The sequence below is a fragment of the Chryseobacterium sp. RU33C genome, from assembly GCF_900156015.1.
Classification (GTDB): Bacteria; Bacteroidota; Bacteroidia; order Flavobacteriales; family Weeksellaceae; genus Chryseobacterium; species Chryseobacterium candidae.
Genome location: NZ_FTMT01000030.1, coordinates 1 through 17,398 on the forward strand (window position 1 = coordinate 1; position 17,398 = coordinate 17,398).

The window sequence follows — 17,398 nt, forward strand, 5'->3', positions numbered from 1 at the left end:
AAAAGTTATTTCCGAAAATTATTTTTGAGCTTTAGAGGGCTCAAAAATTTTTCAGAATAACTTTTTAACTTACACAGTTAGTGAAACACTACCTTTTTTATTTTGAGTATCATTATATTTTTATTGATTTTCTTTTTCAGTAAAATCCAATTCTCAAATATATGAAACTTAACAACTTTTGAAGAAAATGTTCTTTAGTTATTTTTTTTAAAATGCATAAATCTCTGAATGATATTGAATATTATAATACAATATTAAACAAAAAACCGCTCTACAAAAGCAGAACGGTTAGTATATTAAATTGCCTCGGTCGCTGACCGTTACATCATTCCTGGCATTCCACCACCCATTGGCATAGCTGGTTCGTCTTTTTTTACTTCAGTGATCACACATTCAGTTGTTAAAAGCATTCCGGAAACAGAAGCTGCGTTTTCAAGGGCAACTCTTGTTACTTTAGTAGGGTCAATGATTCCTGCTTCAAGCATGTTTACATATTCATCAGTTTTCGCATTGTATCCGAAGTCTCCTGAACCTTCTGCTACTTTAGCAACGATTACAGAACCTTCACCACCTGCATTAGCAACGATTTGTCTTAATGGCTCTTCGATGGCTCTTTTCACGATTTTGATCCCTGTATTTTCGTCAGAGTTAGCACCAGAAAGGCTTTCCAGAGATTTAATTGCTCTTACTAAAGCAACACCACCACCAGCAACAATACCTTCTTCTACAGCTGCTCTTGTAGCGTGTAGGGCATCATCTACTCTGTCTTTTTTCTCTTTCATTTCTACTTCAGAAGCAGCACCTACGTAAAGTACGGCAACACCACCAGCTAACTTAGCTAATCTTTCCTGAAGTTTCTCTCTGTCGTAGTCAGAAGTTGTAGTTTCCATCTGAGCTTTGATCTGAGCTACTCTTCCTTTGATTTTCGCTTCGTCACCACCACCGTTTACAACTGTAGTGTTGTCTTTGTCGATGGTTACTTTCTCAGCAGTTCCAAGCATATCCAGAGAGATATTTTCCATAGTGAAACCTTGCTCTTCAGAGATCACCTGTCCACCTGTAAGGATCGCGATATCTTCCAACATTGCTTTTCTTCTGTCTCCGAATCCCGGAGCTTTTACAGCAGCAATTTTAAGAGAACCTCTTAGTTTGTTCACTACCAAAGTAGCTAAAGCTTCTCCTTCCACTTCTTCAGAAATGATTAATAGAGATTTACCGCCTTGTGCAATTGGTTCAAGAACCGGAAGTAATTCTTTCATTGAAGAGATTTTCTTCTCTACTAAAAGGATATATGGGTTTTCCAGTTCAGCTAGCATTTTCTCAGGGTTCGTCACGAAGTAAGGTGACTGGTAACCTCTGTCGAACTGCATACCTTCTACAACATCTACTGTTGTATCGATACCTTTAGCTTCTTCTACAGTGATTACACCTTCTTTTCCAACTTTTCCGAAAGCTTCAGCGATCAAAGCACCGATAGTTTCGTCATTGTTAGCAGATACAGAAGCTACCTGCTTTACTTTATCTGTAGAATCTCCCACAGCCTGAGACTGTGTTTTAAGGTTTTCAACAACTGCAGTTACTGCTTTGTCGATTCCTCTTTTAAGATCCATTGGGTTAGCACCAGCAGCTACGTTCTTAAGACCTTCTCTTACGATAGCCTGTGCTAAAACAGTAGCGGTAGTAGTACCGTCTCCTGCAATATCATTGGTTTTGGAAGCCACTTCTTTTACCATCTGCGCTCCCATATTTTCTACTCTGTCTTCAAGTTCGATTTCTTTTGCAACAGACACACCATCCTTAGTTACGTGTGGAGCACCGAAAGATTTTTCGATCACTACGTTTCTTCCCTTAGGACCTAAAGTTACTTTTACTGCATTAGCCAATGCATCAACTCCTCTTTTCAGAGCGTCTCTTGATTCAATATCGAATTTTATTTCTTTTGCCATAATTTTAAGCTTTAGGCTATAGGCTTTAAGCAATAAGCTTTTACCTTTAGCAATTAATTATTATTTAATAATTTTTTTCTGAGTTGTATAAGTTTTTGTCTGATTAAATTCAGTGTTGCATTAAGATTTGCTATTTTATCTTCAGAAGTGAATCCTAAATCACAAGAAAGTAAAAGAAGGTATTCCGTTTCATTTGTGGAACCTATACTTATTTCTAAAAATCTTGCAAATTCTTTCTCTGTGGATCTTCCACAACCTTCTGCGATATTGGTAGGAATAGAGACTGCTGCTCTTCTTATTTGAGAGGTAAGACCCAAAAGTTCAGACTTAGGGAAATTTTCAGAAATAATATAAATTTCTTTTACCAGTTCATGGGCAATTTTCCAGGTATCATATTTTTTGTAGTCTCTCATTGCCTACTGCTTATAGCTTAATGCTTACTGCATTTTACCCAATGATTCCCAATAAATCTCCTTCCTTTACAATTAAGTAATCTTTCCCTTCCAATTTTAATTCGGAACCTGAATATTTTCCATAAAGAACTTTGTCACCTACCTGAACTGTTGTAGGCTCATCTTTCTTACCGGGACCTACTGCCACTACAGTACCTTCTTGCGGCTTTTCCTTTGCAGTATCCGGGATGATAATACCTGAAGCTGTTTTAGTTTCTGCTGCGATTGGCTCTACCAGAACTCTGTCTGCCAATGGTTTAAAGTTTACTGACATAATATTATTTATTTTTTAATTATTCTGTCTTGTAATTCTCTAAATGTATGCCATAAGACACTGCTGGCTGAAATGGCAGATTTTTATTTGTGAATGTGAAAATTTGGCAGAAAAATTATTTCTTGCGGGCTGGGAATCCGAAAAAATAACTCGTTGCTACGGGCACTATAAACAAAAGAACGGTAATAGCGGAAACTAAAATTTCCATAGTATGGCTGGCTAAAGAATGAGCAAATACCGCAGCAGGGTAGAAGTGTTCATATAAAGACATACTTGGTTTGATTCCTAAAATAGCAATCACAATAAAAGCGGCCGTTTCCAGGAAAGGAAATACCTGTGTGAGACAAACAAACCCCTGCGCGATAAATCTCATCGCTAAAATTCCTATAATCAGAACATATTAATTCGTATAATTCCAGCCATGTTTTTTTAAAAAAGGTGAAGAACTTCCTTTGGGGAGAACCTGTAAAAAGAATGTAAAAGAACATTTAGGGTAAAAAGATAAAGCCGGAAATTTCCGGCTTTATCTTAAATGGTTGTCAAGTAACGGATTACGGACAATACTGCCCCGGACCGATCCATAGAATACATTGTCCTTTGTAATTGTACTCGCAGCAAAAACGTCCTGCAGCTCCGCCATTGATAGATTTCTGAGCATCTCTGCTTAATACTTTGGCATTTTTCATAGTTAAAAATATTTTGGTTGTACATCCTGAGCATTTAAAGTCAATCAGGATTTTGACATTTGGTGTAAAAGAAGTGAATCAAAGATACGGTTTTTCCTTGTTATGTGATATATTTTATTGGTGTTTTTTTTAATAAAATTTTGGTTATCAGTTGTTAATGGCTTTTGTTCGAAATCCTGAGGTTGAGAATATAAATAGAAAATACGGACACTTCCGGCTTTATGATAATTGTGATAAGACCACTGTCTAAGGAAGGGCAATTGATCTCTGAACTTTTTGTCTAGACAGATTGTAAGCAAAAAAAACACTACTTCGTATTAAAAAGAATTATTCTTATCATCTTTTAATACGAAGCAGTGCTGTATTTGTTAAAGTCTACAACTTCCTGATGTTAACTTTTTCCTGCAGCCTGCATTGGATTAACCTTTCCGGTTGAGCCTCCTCTTACACTTCCGCCTTCCTGTTTTTGTTTAAAGAGCTGGAATTTTGAAGTTTCAGTACCCGTTCCGGTGCTGCTCCAGAAATTATTGGTAGTATCAATATCAGCAGTTTCCCTCATGGGATCAAGCTGAATAGATTTCAATTTCTTATCAAAATAATAGGTTTTGGAAACTTTTTGTTCATTCAGTCTCCAGATCTGTGCTGCAGATTTATCGTATAATTTTGAGCCGTCTTCAAAAGTGAATTCAAGAATGATAGGCATTACCAGACCACCTTTGTTTACAAAATCGATCTGATATGCTGTAATATTTTTGAATTTCTCTTTATCCCTGGTATCTAAAGGAAGACCAGCCTCAGTTTTGATGGTGTATTGCTTATTATTATCAAGCTTTTCCTGGCCTCTGTCATATCTGTAATAGAAATCCTGAAGATCTTTGTCCCCCTCTACGTAGAATTTGATATTCTTATCTTCTCTGTTTCTGATTTTTGAAAGGTCTTCAAAACTGTTTACCAAAGGTTTTTCAACCTGATATTTTATTTCAGCAGCTGCTTTTGGATCCGTTTCAAGGTTTGGAACAGCTGCCGTTACTTTATCAATAGCGATATCTACAGGATCTGTGCCGTAGAACCATCCTCTCCAGAACCAGTCAAGATCTTCACCGCTGGCATCTTCCATGGTACGGAATAAATCAGCAGGTTCAGGATGTTTGAATGCCCATCTTTTAGCATACGTTTTAAAAGCTTTGTCAAAAAGCTCTCTTCCCATAATCGTTTCACGAAGAATATTCAGTCCTGTGGCGGGTTTTGAATAAGCGTTCGGACCATACTGAACAATATTTTCAGAGTTGCTCATAATGGGTTCCAGCTGATCTTTCGGGAGTTTCATATAATCTACGATCGTCCATGCCGGTCCTCTTTTGGATGGGAATTTATTGTCCCATTTTTCTTCCGTAAGATACTCCGTAAAGGTATTCAGACCTTCGTCCATCCATGCCCATTGTCTTTCATCAGAATTGATGATCATAGGGAAAAAGTTATGACCAACCTCATGGATGATTACTCCGATCATTCCGTTTTTGGTCCCCTCAGAATAGGTTCCGTCTTTCTCCGTTCTTCCGAAGTTGAAACAGATCATCGGATATTCCATTCCGTTTGCTGCTTCTACAGATTGGGCTACAGGGTATGGATAAGGAATCGTAAATTCCGAATAGGTTTTAATGGTATGAGCAACTGCTTTTGTGGAAAACTTTCTGTAAAGACCATAAGATTCCTTGGGATAGAAACTCATGGCCATTACTTTATTATTATTTTCTGGAATCGTTACGCGCATTCCGTCCCAGACAAATTTTCGGGAAGAAGTCCATGCAAAATCACGTACATCTTTTGCTTCAAAAACCCATGTTTTTCTTTGTTTTGAATGATTTTTTTCTGCCTTTTTAGCTTCATCCAATGTTACAATTTCAATAGGTTCAGAAGCATTTTCAGCTTTTCTATATCTTGACAGCTGATCAGATGTCAACACCTGATCGTAGTTTTTACATTCTCCGGTTCCTCCAACAATATGATCGGAAGGAACATTCATGGAAACTTTAAAGTCTCCGAAAACAAGTGCAAATTCACCTCTTCCGGTAAACTGATGGTTCTGCCAGCCCTGGAAATCACTATATACACACATTCTTGGATACCATTGTGCCATGGTGTACAGATCGTTTCCGTCTTCAGGGAAGTTTTCATAACCGCCGCGGCCTCCCATCCTGATTCTGTTGGGAATATTGTAGTTCCAGTCTACTTTGAAAACGAATTTCTCCCCCTTTTTCAAAACTTTGGGAAGATCAATACGCATCATGGTTTTGTTAACGGTATATTTCAGGGGAGTTCCTGAAACATCAGTCACTTTCTCAAGACTTACACCATACCCGTTATCCTTAACAGGAAGTTCAGTTATTTTAAGCTGCTGGTCTGTTGTTGACGGATGAAGAACAGATGAAGTATCATACCCCGAATTTCGAATGCTGGAATGCTCGTTTTCATCAAGCTGAAGCCAGATATAGTCCAGATCATCCGGAGAATTGTTGTAATACGTCACCGTTTCGGAACCTTTCAGATTTCTTTTATCCTCATCCAGATAAGCGGTAATGTTATAATCGGCTCTGTTCTGCCAGTATCCGTGTCCGGGAGCTCCTGATGCCGTTCTGTAGATGTTGGGTGTTGGCAGAATTGTTCCCAGCTGCTCAAACCTGTTGCCATGATTACTGCCCGGATTATTCTGAATATTTTGTGCGGTGAAACCTGTATATGCAAATACAGAAAGTGAAAGTATAACAACTTTTAGTTTCATAACCGGAATGATTTTTTAATGATCAAAGATAGTAATAACCTGTTGAATTCATAAGAATATTTAACTTTTAAAAAGGAATTCTTTCCAAAGTCATTTTTAAGGATAAAGCAAATACTCCCGAAGAAACAAAAAGTATCCAGTCTTTTTTATTCACCTTGAAAAGATTGAGTGAAATGAACAGGATGATTAAAATTGCAGCAACAATTACAATCTGGCCAAGCTCCAGACCAATATTGAACCCAAGAAGAGGTAAAGCTATACTCTGGCTTTTGGCAATCATTACTCTTGCTGTATTGGCGAATCCCATTCCATGAACAAGGCCGAAGATCAGGGCAAGATAATAGTTGGCCCGCATCAAAGCCTGTTTCTGATTTTTCATGATAATATTATCCAGTGAAGTCAGAACAATGGTTAAAGGAATTAAAAACTCTACCCAATCAGAAGGAACCCTGAAAACATCCAGAATGCTTAGGGCTAAGGTAATGGAATGTCCAATTGTAAATGCGGTCACAAGAATCAGAATTTTTTTCCAGTCACTGTAAGAATATACAGCGATCAGGGCCAGAACAAAAAGCTGATGATCCAGAGCATCCAGAGAAATAATATGTTCCCATCCAAGGTGTAAATAAAAAAGAAAATCCTGCATTTTGGTTAAAAAAAATTATATTTTGAATATATTGTTAAATTGTTATTGATTTTATTATTTTGAGTAATTTTAGTACTCAATATTTGTTAATATTTTATGTCATTTGTATTTTGAATAAAAATTGTATAATTGTATTGCTTAAAAATATAATATGAATATTAAAAAATTATTTTTTACAAATGTAAACATTTCATATGGAGGAGCGAAGCTTCTCAGAAATGCTACAGCAGCCTTTTTGGGATTGTATTCCTACGCTTTTTACGGGCAGGTACAGAAACTGGATTCCCGTTTTGATATTTTATTGAAAAATAAAGAGAGTATTGCTAATGGAAGAGCGGTAAAAGAACTGGAACGTCCTGATATGAAACTAGACCAGCACCTGGTGGTGACCTCAAAGGGAGCGCAGACTATGTATTCATGTATTGTTTACACTAAAGAGCCTGAAAAACTAAAGGAAGACGGATTTCTGGTACAAAGCCAATTGCCTTCTTTTTCTACAGCTTTAGTCTCTCTTGAAGACATTGAAAGACTGATTCAGCTTCCCTATGTAACCTCAGTAATGGCACCGGAATTTGATGTACTTCATAACGATGTGAGCAGAGCTCAGTCCGGAGCAAGTCTTCTGCAGGATGGTGTTTTCAATAACACCGCTTATAATGGAACAGGAGTGTTAGTAGGAATTTATGATAGTGGGATAGACTGGAAACATCCGGATTTCAGAAAAGCTGATGATCAGACCAAAAGCAGAATTGTCTCCATCTGGGATCAGACATTAACTGCACAGGCGGGAGAAACTGCTCCCGCAGGATTTTCTACCGGTGTAGAATATACCAGAGCGCAGATTGAAGATGAACTGGACGGAACACCAACAGGCTTTGTTCGTGAAAATGATACCAATGGTCACGGAACCCACGTTTCCGGCACGGCAGCCGGGAATGGTGCTGCCTTTACCGATAAAAGACATAAGGGATTCTCATCTGATGCGGATATTGTTTTTGTAAAAGGAGGAAACGGGTCTTTTCCCACAACCAATACCATTAATGCCTTAACTTATTTCAAAAATGTAGCTACTGCTCTCAACAAACCCATCGTTGTCAATATGAGTATCGGCGGACAGGGATCTGCCCACGACGGAACTTCCAGCCATGAAGTAGCAGTTAATAATTTCACCACTTCAGGAGCGGGAAGAGTAGTTGTGATTTCTGCTGGAAATGATTATGGAGCTAATCTTCACAGAAAAGTAGATATTGCAGCTGGTGCGGCACAGATATATAATTTTACAGTAGTAAGCAATACTTCTGCAGCTTCGGTATTTTCATTCATTATGTATGCCAATGATAATACTCCTGTTACTGCCAAGCTGACTACTCCGGACGGCCAGCAGTATACGCAGAATATCAGTACAACTACAGCTCACACTATATTGGGAGGAGGCCTTACAGCAACCATGTATAACTATTGGAGCAATGATAACAACAAAAGGTATGTTCAGCTGGTTGTTACCAGAACTTCAGGAACCACCAATGTTCAGGGGAATTATGCATTGGAAATTACGAATAACGGAACACAGCAGATCACGACCCACGGCTGGCTGTATAGCCAGGGAGTGCAAACCACGTTGCAAAACGGAGATAATGAATATATAGTAGGATCTCCGGGGAATGCTTCCAATGCAATTACAGTAGCTTCATACATGGGAAGAGCAAGCTGGTATAGCGGAACAAGCGGTTATTTTACACTTACTCCACAGGAATCAATCTCTTCATTCAGTTCGCAGGGACCAAGAGTAGATGGTTTTCAGAAACCAGATATCGCAGGCTCGGGCCAGAACGTAATTTCTTCCAGATCTGCTGATTCTTCTCCCGGAGCGACAGATATTATTGCAGGAACCAATTATTATGTGAAAAATCAGGGGACAAGTATGTCTTCACCAGGTGTAGCAGGAGCTGTCGGATTATTGCTTCAGGCTAATCCTTCATTAACGGCGGCACAGGTGAAAGCACGTCTTACTTCCAATGCAAGAATGGATGGAGCAACAGGAACTGTTCCTAATATGAGATGGGGATATGGAAAATTGGATATCTACAAAGCTGTTACGGATGAATTAGGATGTGTTAAATCTAATTTTGAAACAGTAGGGTACGATGAACCTTATATTATTGCCAATACAGAATCTAACTATTACTTTGATAATGTTGCCCTGGCAGTAAGATATACGCCTACATTAACAGGGAAGTTGGGAGGCTTTTCATTTTTAACGGGTACTTCTCTTCCTTCGGATATTCCTGTTGATATTCAAATCAGAAAAGTGAATGCCAATGGAAATCCAGGAGATATTATAGCCACTAAAACTATTACTTCATGGCTGAATAGTTCTCAAAGATTTACGTGGAATTATGTAAATCTTTCAGATCTGAACGTACAAATGGTAACCGGGAAAGACTTTTATATCGTCGTAAACGGATTAGGCGGAAGGATTGCCATGAAAGCTGAGAATGCGGTGTTGAACAACAGGTCTAAAACTTCTACAGATGGTACAGCATGGACTTCAAGAACATTTGATCTTAAAATGAGAGCCGTAGTTTATGAAAATGTTGCTGAAGTAAAAAATTTAGCAACTTCCAACCAGACAAAAGCCAGTACGGTGGCTAATGGTTATAACTATTTTACAAATTCCTGCCAGCTTATCTCAAGAATAGAAAAAGAAGCAGCCAGTACAGTAACAGGAAATGTGACATCAAAAGTATGGGTAGATAATGCACAGCCCAATTATGTTGCAAGAAGATATGAAATCAATTCAGATGTAAATACTAATACAGCAACCGGAAAAGTAACTTTATATTTCAAGCAGAGTGATTTCGATGCCTATAATCTGACCAATGGAGTGAAATTACCTACTTCACCCACTGATGTTGCGAACAAAGCGAATCTTTTTATTGAAAAATATACGGGAACAAGCACTACTGGTACCATAGCTTCTTTTGGTGGAGCAGCAACAATTATTACTCCTGATATTGCAGATATTATCTGGAATGATACCTATCAATACTGGGAAGTCAGTTTCCAGGCAACAGGTTTCGGGGGATATTTTGTTAAAACAGGAACAACATTAGGCACAGCCGATGTTAAGATGAATTCAGAAGTGAATATCACTCCGAATCCTGCGAAAGATTTTGTTAATGTGATATTGGGAAGACATTCTAAAGGGGCGGTAACCATTTATGATGCTTCAGGAAAATTGATTAAAACCGTAAATGTGAATACTAATTCAGGTAAAATTGATGTTTCAGAGCTGATAAAAGGAACGTATCTGTTCACCATAATGCTGGAGGATAACACAAAAATTACAAAAAAAATAATTAAACAATAAATCTTCGTCAATGATATTCAATGAAAAGCAGCAGTTATAGAAACTGTTGCTTTTTTTATATTTGCTGTAAAATAAGATTCATGTCAGGTAAGTTTTTTGGGAGTTTTCTTTTCGTATTAATAATGACTTTTCAGAGTTTTACAGGGAGTGAAGCTTTTCACCCCTATCACGTAGGCTCTGTAGAGATTAATTATAATTCAAAATCCAGAACATTTGAAGTGACCGGAAGATTCTTTCTTGATGACCTGGAAAATGGCTTGGGAAAAAAATATGGAGGCGCTTTTCATTTTAATGACGAAAAATACAAGACCAAACTGAATGATGCCCTGCAAAAATACAGCTCAGAATATTTTAAACTAAAAGTTGATAATAAATTTTTAAAAGTAAATTATATTGGCTATGAAGAAGACCAGGAATCTGTAAATATCTTTCTAGAATCCGAACCTGTATCCCCTCCGAAAAAAGTAGAAACCGCGGTAAGTTTTCTGTACAATCTTTTTGATGATCAGATCAATATTGTTCATATCATTGTAAACGGACAAAGAAACAGTGAAAAACTTATCTATCCTAACCGATATCTCTATAAACAGTTCTGAGAATATTAATTTTCCAGCTGAAGCAATGTATTGATTCCTTTTGCGTGAGCCATCAGATCAGGAAAAAAATCATCATAACACTGCTGAAGATGATACTTGTTCTTTAAAAAAGCTTCAAAAACAGGAATATCCCTATCAAGATATTTTGCTTTATTAAGTACATTCTGAATGCTGAATTTGATTCCCCAGTCTTCACGGTAATTATAAAGCCAGTCATCATGCTCCATTTTTACCAGCATCTTTTTGAAATTTTCAGGAAGCCACTGTTCATGGGTATTTAAAACACGATAAACTTTGAGGGAATGCGATTTCCATTCTGTCAGAGAATTCAGTGATAGGTCTCTGGCTACAAAATGATCCATAGAAACATCCACAAATGCACCGGCGTACAATCTTACCAATGGGGCAAACACTTTTTTGGCCTCATGAATAGCCGGATGGGAATCTGTAAAAGTGTCAATTGCTCTGTGCAGGGTAATTCCGTCCTGAATTTCCTTTGGGAAAGAGAAACGATCTCTGTTGCGGATAAAGTCTTCAAGAAATTGCCCCACGATCTGCCCGTCGGTAAAAGAAAGAAAAGAATGCGCCAGATAATTCATAATTTAAAGGTATGAATTAAATGTGGATAGTGAAAGGTGAAAAGTGAATTCGCTTCGCTTGTTAATTTTTTATCGTGATATTAATTGACTATTGACTTACGTAGTAAAATTGACCATTCACATTAAAAAAGCCTCTCGTGAAAATCTTCAATCTTACTCACTTCTTCAATCTTGATTCCAAATTTTCTTTTCGGGATTTTATTAAGATTGGAAACGAATATTTTTTCATAACCCAGTTTTTCCGCTTCAGTAATTCTCTGTTCAATCTGGGCTACCGGACGTATTTCTCCGCTCAGACCAATTTCTCCGGCAAAGCAGTAATGTTCTGAGATGGCAATATCTTCATTAGAGGAAAGAACAGAAGCAATGACCGCCAGATCCAGTGCAGGGTCATCTGTTTTTATTCCGCCCGTAATATTCAGGAAAACGTCTTTTGCTCCTAATTGAAAACCTGCTCTTTTTTCTAATACGGCCAGAAGCATATTCAGTCTTTTGGAATCAAAACCGGTGCAGCTTCTCTGTGGAGTTCCATAAACGGCCGTACTTACCAATGCCTGAATTTCCAGAAGCATAGGTCTGTTTCCCTCAAGGGTTACGGCAACAGAGTTACCGGAAAGTTCTTCAAATTTTTTGGTAATCAGAATTTCGGAAGGGTTTTTAATCTCTTTCAATCCCTGGGAAACCATTTCATAAATTCCAATTTCGGAAGTAGAACCAAAACGGTTTTTATTGGCTCTCAATAATCTGAAAAGATGATTTCGGTCTCCGTCAAAATTCAAAACAACATCCACCATATGCTCCAGAACCTTTGGTCCGGCAATCTGTCCGTCTTTGGTGATGTGGCCTACAAGAAATACCGGAGTATTATTTTCTTTGGCATATTTGATGATCTCATTGGAGCATTCCCGGATTTGGGATACGGTTCCCGGAGAACTTTCTATCAGCTGAGACTGCAGAGTCTGGATAGAATCGATGATCATGAAATCAGGCTCCAGTTTTTTTGCTTCATGAAGGATTTTTTCCAGTGAAGTTTCAGTAAAAAGAAAACAGTTCGGATTCTGAATATCAGTAAGCCTGTCCGCTCTCATTTTAATCTGAGAAGCACTTTCCTCCCCGGAAACATAGAAGATTTTTTTCTTCATTTTTAAAGCAAGCTGAAGCAGAAGGGTAGATTTCCCGATTCCGGGTTCGCCGCCAATCAAAGTCACAGAACCCAAAACGATACCGCCTCCTAAGACACGGTTCAGTTCTTCAGAAGGTGTTTTTATCCTTGGTTCCTCACTTGTTTCCACTTCAACAATATTGATAACATGTTGTTTGGTTTTTGAGAAAGGAGGAGTTTTGTGAGAAGGTTTTTCTACAACTTCTTCTACTAAAGTATTCCACTCTCCACAGTTTTTACATTGCCCCAGCCATTGAGGGTACCGGGTTCCGCAGTTTTGACAGAAATATGCTGTTTTCAGTTTTGCCATACTGCGAAGTTATAAAAAAAGCATTTTTCTTTCGGAATCTAAATGGATTTAATATAAAAAAACTAATACGTCTGCAGTAGGAATATCTTTCTTATCTTAGCTTTCTTCAATTAAAATATTAATGTAAAATATCATTACAATGAAAAAAGTATTTTTATCTTTCGTATTTACGCTTTTAAATATCGTTGCTTTTGCACAGGGAACCTGGCAGGTAGACCAGATGCATTCATCGGTCAACTTTAATATCAAGCACATGGGGATTAGTTTTGTACAGGGAAGGTTTGATAAATTTGACGGAAAAGCAGCTACAGGAGGCGCTAATCTGGATAATGCCGATGTAAGCTTTTCTATCAGTGTCCCTTCCATTAATACCGGAGTGGATATGAGAGACAGACATCTTATCAGTGAAGAGTTTTTCGATGTTGCCCAATATCCTACGATTGAATTTAAAAGTTCTTCTGTTACAAAAGATAAGAACAACAACTACATTGTAAAAGGGAAGCTGACGATGAAAGGTGTGGAAAAAGAAATCACTGCTCCGGTTACGTTTGGAGGAATTACAAAAAATAAAGACGGAAAAGAGATTATGGGGATTCAGACAAAATTTACCGTGAACCGTCTGGATTATGGTATCAAATATGATCCATCAGGAGCAGGAATCGCAAAAGATGTTGAAGTAACGGCTTACTTTGAACTGACTAAGCAATAATATTTCAGAATATAAACTATAAAAAGGTTTTCCGCTCCAATGGAAAACCTTTTTCGTTGATAGATGAAATCCTGTTGATCATAGCTTTGTTTCATTTGCTTATACTAAATATTGATAAAAATTTTATTAGGTTTTATAATTGTTTGAGGGATGTTTTATCATTTTCAAAATGTAAAAGATTGCTTTGTATTTCTTTTTCCCCTAACTTTGCACAAACCTAATCTAATGAGTAAAAAGAATACAAAGTACATCTTTGTGACAGGAGGTGTAACTTCATCTTTGGGAAAGGGAATCGTTTCTGCTTCTCTGGGACTTCTACTAAAATCACGCGGCTTTAATGTAACGATCCAAAAATTAGATCCTTATATCAATATCGACCCAGGAACTTTGAATCCTTATGAGCACGGAGAGTGTTATGTGACTGAAGATGGTGCGGAGACGGATCTGGATTTAGGCCACTACGAGCGTTACCTTGATGCTCCTACATCCCAAAACAACAACGTTACTACAGGAAAAATCTACCAGACTGTCATTGAAAAAGAAAGAAAAGGAGACTTCCTTGGAAAAACAGTTCAGGTAATTCCTCATATTACTAACGAAATCAAACGTAGAATTAAAATCCTTTCAAAACAGAACTACGATATCATCATTACTGAGATCGGAGGAACGGTAGGGGATATAGAATCTTTACCATACATTGAAACTGTTCGCCAGTTGAAGTGGGAGCTGGGAGAGAGTAATTCTATGGTGATCCACCTTACTTTACTGCCTTATCTTGCTTCAAGTGGAGAATTAAAAACAAAACCATCCCAGCACTCCGTTCGTCAGTTGATGGAAAGCGGAATTATGGCAGATGTTTTAGTGTGCAGAACAGAACATAAGATTCCTAAAGATCAGAGAGCAAAACTGGCTCAGTTCTGTAACGTTCCTTTAGATAACGTTATCGAATGTAAAGACCTTGAAACCATCTATGAAGTTCCAATGTATCTTCAGAAACAAAACTTTGATGATGTAGTTTTAAAAGAGCTGGATCTGAAAAGTGATAAAGATGCAGATCTTAAAGACTGGAAGAGTTTCCTTAAAAAATTCCAGAACCCTAAGAAAACCGTTGAAATTGCATTGGTAGGAAAATATGTTTCCCTTCAGGATTCTTATATTTCTATTGCTGAGGCTTTCAAACATGCAGGAGCTGACCTTGAAACTGAAGTAAAAGTAAGATGGGTTTACAGTGGAGATATTACGGAAGAAAATATTAAAGATACACTGAAAGGTGTGAATGGTATCCTTGTAGCTCCTGGTTTCGGAGACAGAGGGATTGAAGGAAAAGTTCTTACCGCAAAATATGCAAGAGAAAATAAAATTCCAATGTTGGGAATCTGTTTAGGAATGCAGATTATGACGATTGAATTTGCAAGAAATGTTTTAGGACATACCAAAGCAAACTCTATGGAATTTGATACGGCTACTCCGGATCCTGTAATTTCTTTGATGGAAGAACAAAAAAATGTAGTAGATAAAGGAGGAACAATGCGCCTTGGAGCATGGAAATGTTCTTTGAAAAACGGTTCTAAATTATATGATGTCTACGGAAGCAAAAATATCTCTGAAAGACACCGTCACCGTTATGAATTCAACAGTGATTATCTTCAGGAATTTGAAAAAAATGGTTTCCTGGCTACAGGTACTAACCCTGAAACAGGTTTGGTAGAAGCCCTGGAACTTCCTGATCACCCGTTCTATGTAGGGGTTCAGTATCACCCGGAATATAAGAGTACGGTAGCAACACCGCATCCTTTATTCAGAGCTTTCATCAAGGCTTGCGAAAAGAAATAAGGTAAAATTTTATCATAAACGTCTACCCATAAACTCAGGCTGATTATTCTCAGCTTGAGTTTATTATATAGTAACAACGTAAAGCATAGAGTTTTGATAAAAAAACAGTATTTTTGTCAGCTCAAATTACGTACGCCAGTACGTATATTTTAAATTTAAAATTTTAATATAAAATAAAATGCAACAAAACAACGGAATCGATAAGAAGCAAATGATTAGTTTCGCGGTTTTATGCCTTGTTCTCTTCGGTTTTATGTTCTACTTCCAGAACAAACAAACGAAAGAAGCGGAGTTGAAAGCTCAGGAGCAGAAAACGGAACAGGCTAAAAATGCCGTAAAGCAAACTCAGGCAAGCAATATCAATCCAAATGTAACTCCTACTGCAATCCAGACAGCAAGTCTGGGAAATAATGAATTAAAACTTGAATTCTCAAGCTTAGGAGGACAGGTTTCCAAAGTAGAGCTTTTAAAGTATAAAGCTTACAACCATAAAACAGACAATGCAGATCAGCCGCTTTATCTTATTAACAAGAATAACTCGAACTACGGTTTTCAGTTTAAAGATAAAACAGGGAAGATTGTTAATACTAAAGATTTAGTTTTCTCACCTGCTGTTAACGGAAACGCTGTTACCTTAACTGCAGATTATAATGGTGCTGTCATTCAATTCATTTATACACTGTTACCAAAATATACCTTAGACTTTAAAGTAAGAACTCAGGGACTTTCTAAAATTACTTCTGATAATAAAGCAGATTTTATCTGGGATTATAATGTAAGAAACCTGGAAAAGGGTAGAGCACAGGAGCAGTCTCACTCAGAATTTTCTTATGCTTTCAATAATTATAAAGATTATGATTATGATGGAAGAACCACTATGGAAGAAGAAAAAGAAACCCTTAACTGGATTGGTGTAAAGCAGCAGTTTTTCTCTTCTGTCATTGAAGCTAAAAACGGATTTACTCAAAGTAAAGGAAACCAGGAAAATGTTGAAGAAGGAGAATATTTAAAGAAGTTCAACTACGAAGGTTTTGTTCAGATGACCGGAAGTGAGCTGAATCAGGATTTTACTTGGTATTTCATGCCATTGGATTTACCACTGCTTAAATCCTATGATAAAAACTTTGATGAAATTCTTCCGTTAGGCTGGTCATTCATCGGGGCAATGAACCGTTATTTCTTTATGTGGCTATACAGCATTATCGCTGCGTGGGGATTGTCAGCAGGTTGGGTGATTTTCGTAATGACGATCATCGTAAAGCTGATCCTTTCACCAATTATGTATAAGCAGCACAAATTAAGTGCAATGATGAAGGTGATCCGTCCGGAAATTGATGAGGTAAATGCCAAATTCAAGGATGCAGATCCAATGAAGAAGCAGCAGGCTACGATGGAAGTGTACAGAAAAGCCGGAGTGAACCAGATGGCGGGATGTTTACCGGCATTGGTGCAGATTCCAATCTTCTATGCTTTATTCCGTTTCTTCCCGAACTTTATTGATCTGAGAGGACAGGGATTCTGGTTTGCGAAAGATTTGACAGCTTATGATGATTTGATCAAACTTCCGTTTAATATTCCATTCCTTGGAGATCACTTAAGTATTTTTGCTTTAGCTTGTACGGTTGTTATCTTGATCTATACTGTAATGACTTCAGGAAATATGCAGCAGCCACAGCAGGAAGGAATGCCAAACATGAAGGTGTTAATGTATATCTTCCCGATTACATTCCTGTTCTTCCTTAATACTTCGGCTTCAGGTCTTTCATGGTATTATTTTGTATCGAATGCGATTAACATTCTGATCATCCTTGTTATTAAGTATGTGATTTTGGATGAAAAGAAAATCCATGCCCAGATTCAGTCTAACAAGGAAAAACCAAAAGCAGAAGGTAAGTTCCAGAAGAGAATGAGAGAAATGATGGAGAAGGCTCAGGAACAGCAAAAAGCTCAGGAGCAGCAAAGAAATAAGAAGAAATAAAATTCTTAATAATATGTTAAAAAAGAGAAGCAATTAAGTATTGCTTCTCTTTTTTTAT

14 protein-coding genes are annotated in these 17,398 nt (G+C 37.5%); 5 read left to right on the plus strand and 9 right to left on the minus strand.

Features of this window, described 5'->3' with window-relative positions:
- Positions 1-320: 320 nt before the first annotated feature.
- The 7 genes from groL to BW946_RS19370 all read right to left on the minus strand — a co-directional run bounded on the left by groL (position 321) and on the right by BW946_RS19370 (position 6,783).
- Positions 321-1,946 (minus strand): chaperonin GroEL, encoded by a 1,626-nt coding sequence (groL, locus tag BW946_RS19345; protein ID WP_076597731.1) that lies wholly within the window; start codon positions 1,944-1,946, stop codon positions 321-323.
- 53 nt (positions 1,947-1,999) lie between these two features.
- On the minus strand, positions 2,000-2,359 hold the full coding sequence (locus BW946_RS19350) for a four helix bundle protein (protein WP_076597732.1): 360 nt from the start codon (positions 2,357-2,359) through the stop codon (positions 2,000-2,002).
- Between the two features lie 34 nt (positions 2,360-2,393).
- On the minus strand, positions 2,394-2,672 hold the full coding sequence (gene groES / locus BW946_RS19355; RefSeq protein WP_076597733.1) for a co-chaperone GroES: 279 nt from the start codon (positions 2,670-2,672) through the stop codon (positions 2,394-2,396).
- A 115-nt stretch (positions 2,673-2,787) separates the two neighbouring features.
- Positions 2,788-3,045, minus strand: a complete 258-nt coding sequence (locus BW946_RS19360; protein WP_185116527.1) for a hypothetical protein — start codon at positions 3,043-3,045, stop codon at positions 2,788-2,790.
- A gap of 178 nt (positions 3,046-3,223) precedes the next feature.
- Complete coding sequence (locus BW946_RS21830; RefSeq protein WP_262484577.1) at positions 3,224-3,358, minus strand: hypothetical protein; 135 nt, start codon at positions 3,356-3,358, stop codon at positions 3,224-3,226.
- Between the two features lie 391 nt (positions 3,359-3,749).
- Complete coding sequence (locus tag BW946_RS19365; protein ID WP_076597734.1) at positions 3,750-6,137, minus strand: M1 family metallopeptidase; 2,388 nt, start codon at positions 6,135-6,137, stop codon at positions 3,750-3,752.
- A 67-nt stretch (positions 6,138-6,204) separates the two neighbouring features.
- Entirely contained in the window at positions 6,205-6,783 is a 579-nt protein-coding gene (locus tag BW946_RS19370; protein ID WP_076597735.1) for a HupE/UreJ family protein, read from the minus strand.
- A 151-nt stretch (positions 6,784-6,934) separates the two neighbouring features.
- Here BW946_RS19370 and BW946_RS19375 point away from each other — a divergent pair, with 151 nt between their 5' ends.
- Positions 6,935-10,153 (plus strand): S8/S53 family peptidase, encoded by a 3,219-nt coding sequence (locus BW946_RS19375; protein ID WP_076597736.1) that lies wholly within the window; start codon positions 6,935-6,937, stop codon positions 10,151-10,153.
- An 80-nt stretch (positions 10,154-10,233) separates the two neighbouring features.
- Positions 10,234-10,749, plus strand: a complete 516-nt coding sequence (locus BW946_RS19380) for a DUF6702 family protein (RefSeq protein ID WP_076597737.1) — start codon at positions 10,234-10,236, stop codon at positions 10,747-10,749.
- Between the two features lie 5 nt (positions 10,750-10,754).
- Here BW946_RS19380 and BW946_RS19385 read toward each other — a convergent pair whose 3' ends face one another.
- Together BW946_RS19385 and radA are read right to left on the minus strand one after the other, a co-directional pair.
- Entirely contained in the window at positions 10,755-11,348 is a 594-nt protein-coding gene (locus tag BW946_RS19385; protein ID WP_076597738.1) for an acyl carrier protein phosphodiesterase, read from the minus strand.
- 122 nt (positions 11,349-11,470) lie between these two features.
- Positions 11,471-12,820, minus strand: coding sequence for a DNA repair protein RadA (radA, locus tag BW946_RS19390; protein WP_076597739.1), 1,350 nt, complete (start codon positions 12,818-12,820; stop codon positions 11,471-11,473).
- A gap of 139 nt (positions 12,821-12,959) precedes the next feature.
- Between radA and BW946_RS19395 the strand changes: the two genes are divergently transcribed.
- The 3 genes from BW946_RS19395 to yidC all read left to right on the plus strand — a co-directional run bounded on the left by BW946_RS19395 (position 12,960) and on the right by yidC (position 17,340).
- The gene (locus tag BW946_RS19395) at positions 12,960-13,529 is read left to right on the plus strand and encodes a YceI family protein (RefSeq protein ID WP_076597740.1); all 570 of its coding nucleotides are present in this window, start codon (positions 12,960-12,962) and stop codon (positions 13,527-13,529) included.
- 225 nt (positions 13,530-13,754) lie between these two features.
- Positions 13,755-15,362 carry a CTP synthase gene (locus BW946_RS19400; protein ID WP_076597741.1) on the plus strand — a complete coding sequence of 536 codons (1,608 nt, stop codon included), beginning with the start codon at positions 13,755-13,757 and terminating at the stop codon, positions 15,360-15,362.
- A 178-nt stretch (positions 15,363-15,540) separates the two neighbouring features.
- Positions 15,541-17,340, plus strand: a complete 1,800-nt coding sequence (gene yidC / locus BW946_RS19405; protein ID WP_076597742.1) for a membrane protein insertase YidC — start codon at positions 15,541-15,543, stop codon at positions 17,338-17,340.
- The last annotated feature ends 58 nt before the right edge of the window (positions 17,341-17,398 follow it).

Excerpts from the sequence above, each read along its gene's own strand:
- groL (WP_076597731.1), bottom strand. The coding sequence starts at position 1,946 with ATGGCAAAAGAAATAAAATTCGATATTGAATCAAGAGACGCTCTGAAA.
- BW946_RS19350 (WP_076597732.1), bottom strand. The coding sequence starts at position 2,359 with ATGAGAGACTACAAAAAATATGATACCTGGAAAATTGCCCATGAACTG.
- groES (WP_076597733.1), bottom strand. The coding sequence starts at position 2,672 with ATGTCAGTAAACTTTAAACCATTGGCAGACAGAGTTCTGGTAGAGCCA.
- BW946_RS19360 (WP_185116527.1), bottom strand. The coding sequence starts at position 3,045 with ATGAGATTTATCGCGCAGGGGTTTGTTTGTCTCACACAGGTATTTCCT.
- BW946_RS21830 (WP_262484577.1), bottom strand. The coding sequence starts at position 3,358 with ATGAAAAATGCCAAAGTATTAAGCAGAGATGCTCAGAAATCTATCAAT.
- BW946_RS19365 (WP_076597734.1), bottom strand. The coding sequence starts at position 6,137 with ATGAAACTAAAAGTTGTTATACTTTCACTTTCTGTATTTGCATATACA.
- BW946_RS19370 (WP_076597735.1), bottom strand. The coding sequence starts at position 6,783 with ATGCAGGATTTTCTTTTTTATTTACACCTTGGATGGGAACATATTATT.
- BW946_RS19375 (WP_076597736.1), top strand. The coding sequence starts at position 6,935 with ATGAATATTAAAAAATTATTTTTTACAAATGTAAACATTTCATATGGA.
- BW946_RS19380 (WP_076597737.1), top strand. The coding sequence starts at position 10,234 with ATGTCAGGTAAGTTTTTTGGGAGTTTTCTTTTCGTATTAATAATGACT.
- BW946_RS19385 (WP_076597738.1), bottom strand. The coding sequence starts at position 11,348 with ATGAATTATCTGGCGCATTCTTTTCTTTCTTTTACCGACGGGCAGATC.
- radA (WP_076597739.1), bottom strand. The coding sequence starts at position 12,820 with ATGGCAAAACTGAAAACAGCATATTTCTGTCAAAACTGCGGAACCCGG.
- BW946_RS19395 (WP_076597740.1), top strand. The coding sequence starts at position 12,960 with ATGAAAAAAGTATTTTTATCTTTCGTATTTACGCTTTTAAATATCGTT.
- BW946_RS19400 (WP_076597741.1), top strand. The coding sequence starts at position 13,755 with ATGAGTAAAAAGAATACAAAGTACATCTTTGTGACAGGAGGTGTAACT.
- yidC (WP_076597742.1), top strand. The coding sequence starts at position 15,541 with ATGCAACAAAACAACGGAATCGATAAGAAGCAAATGATTAGTTTCGCG.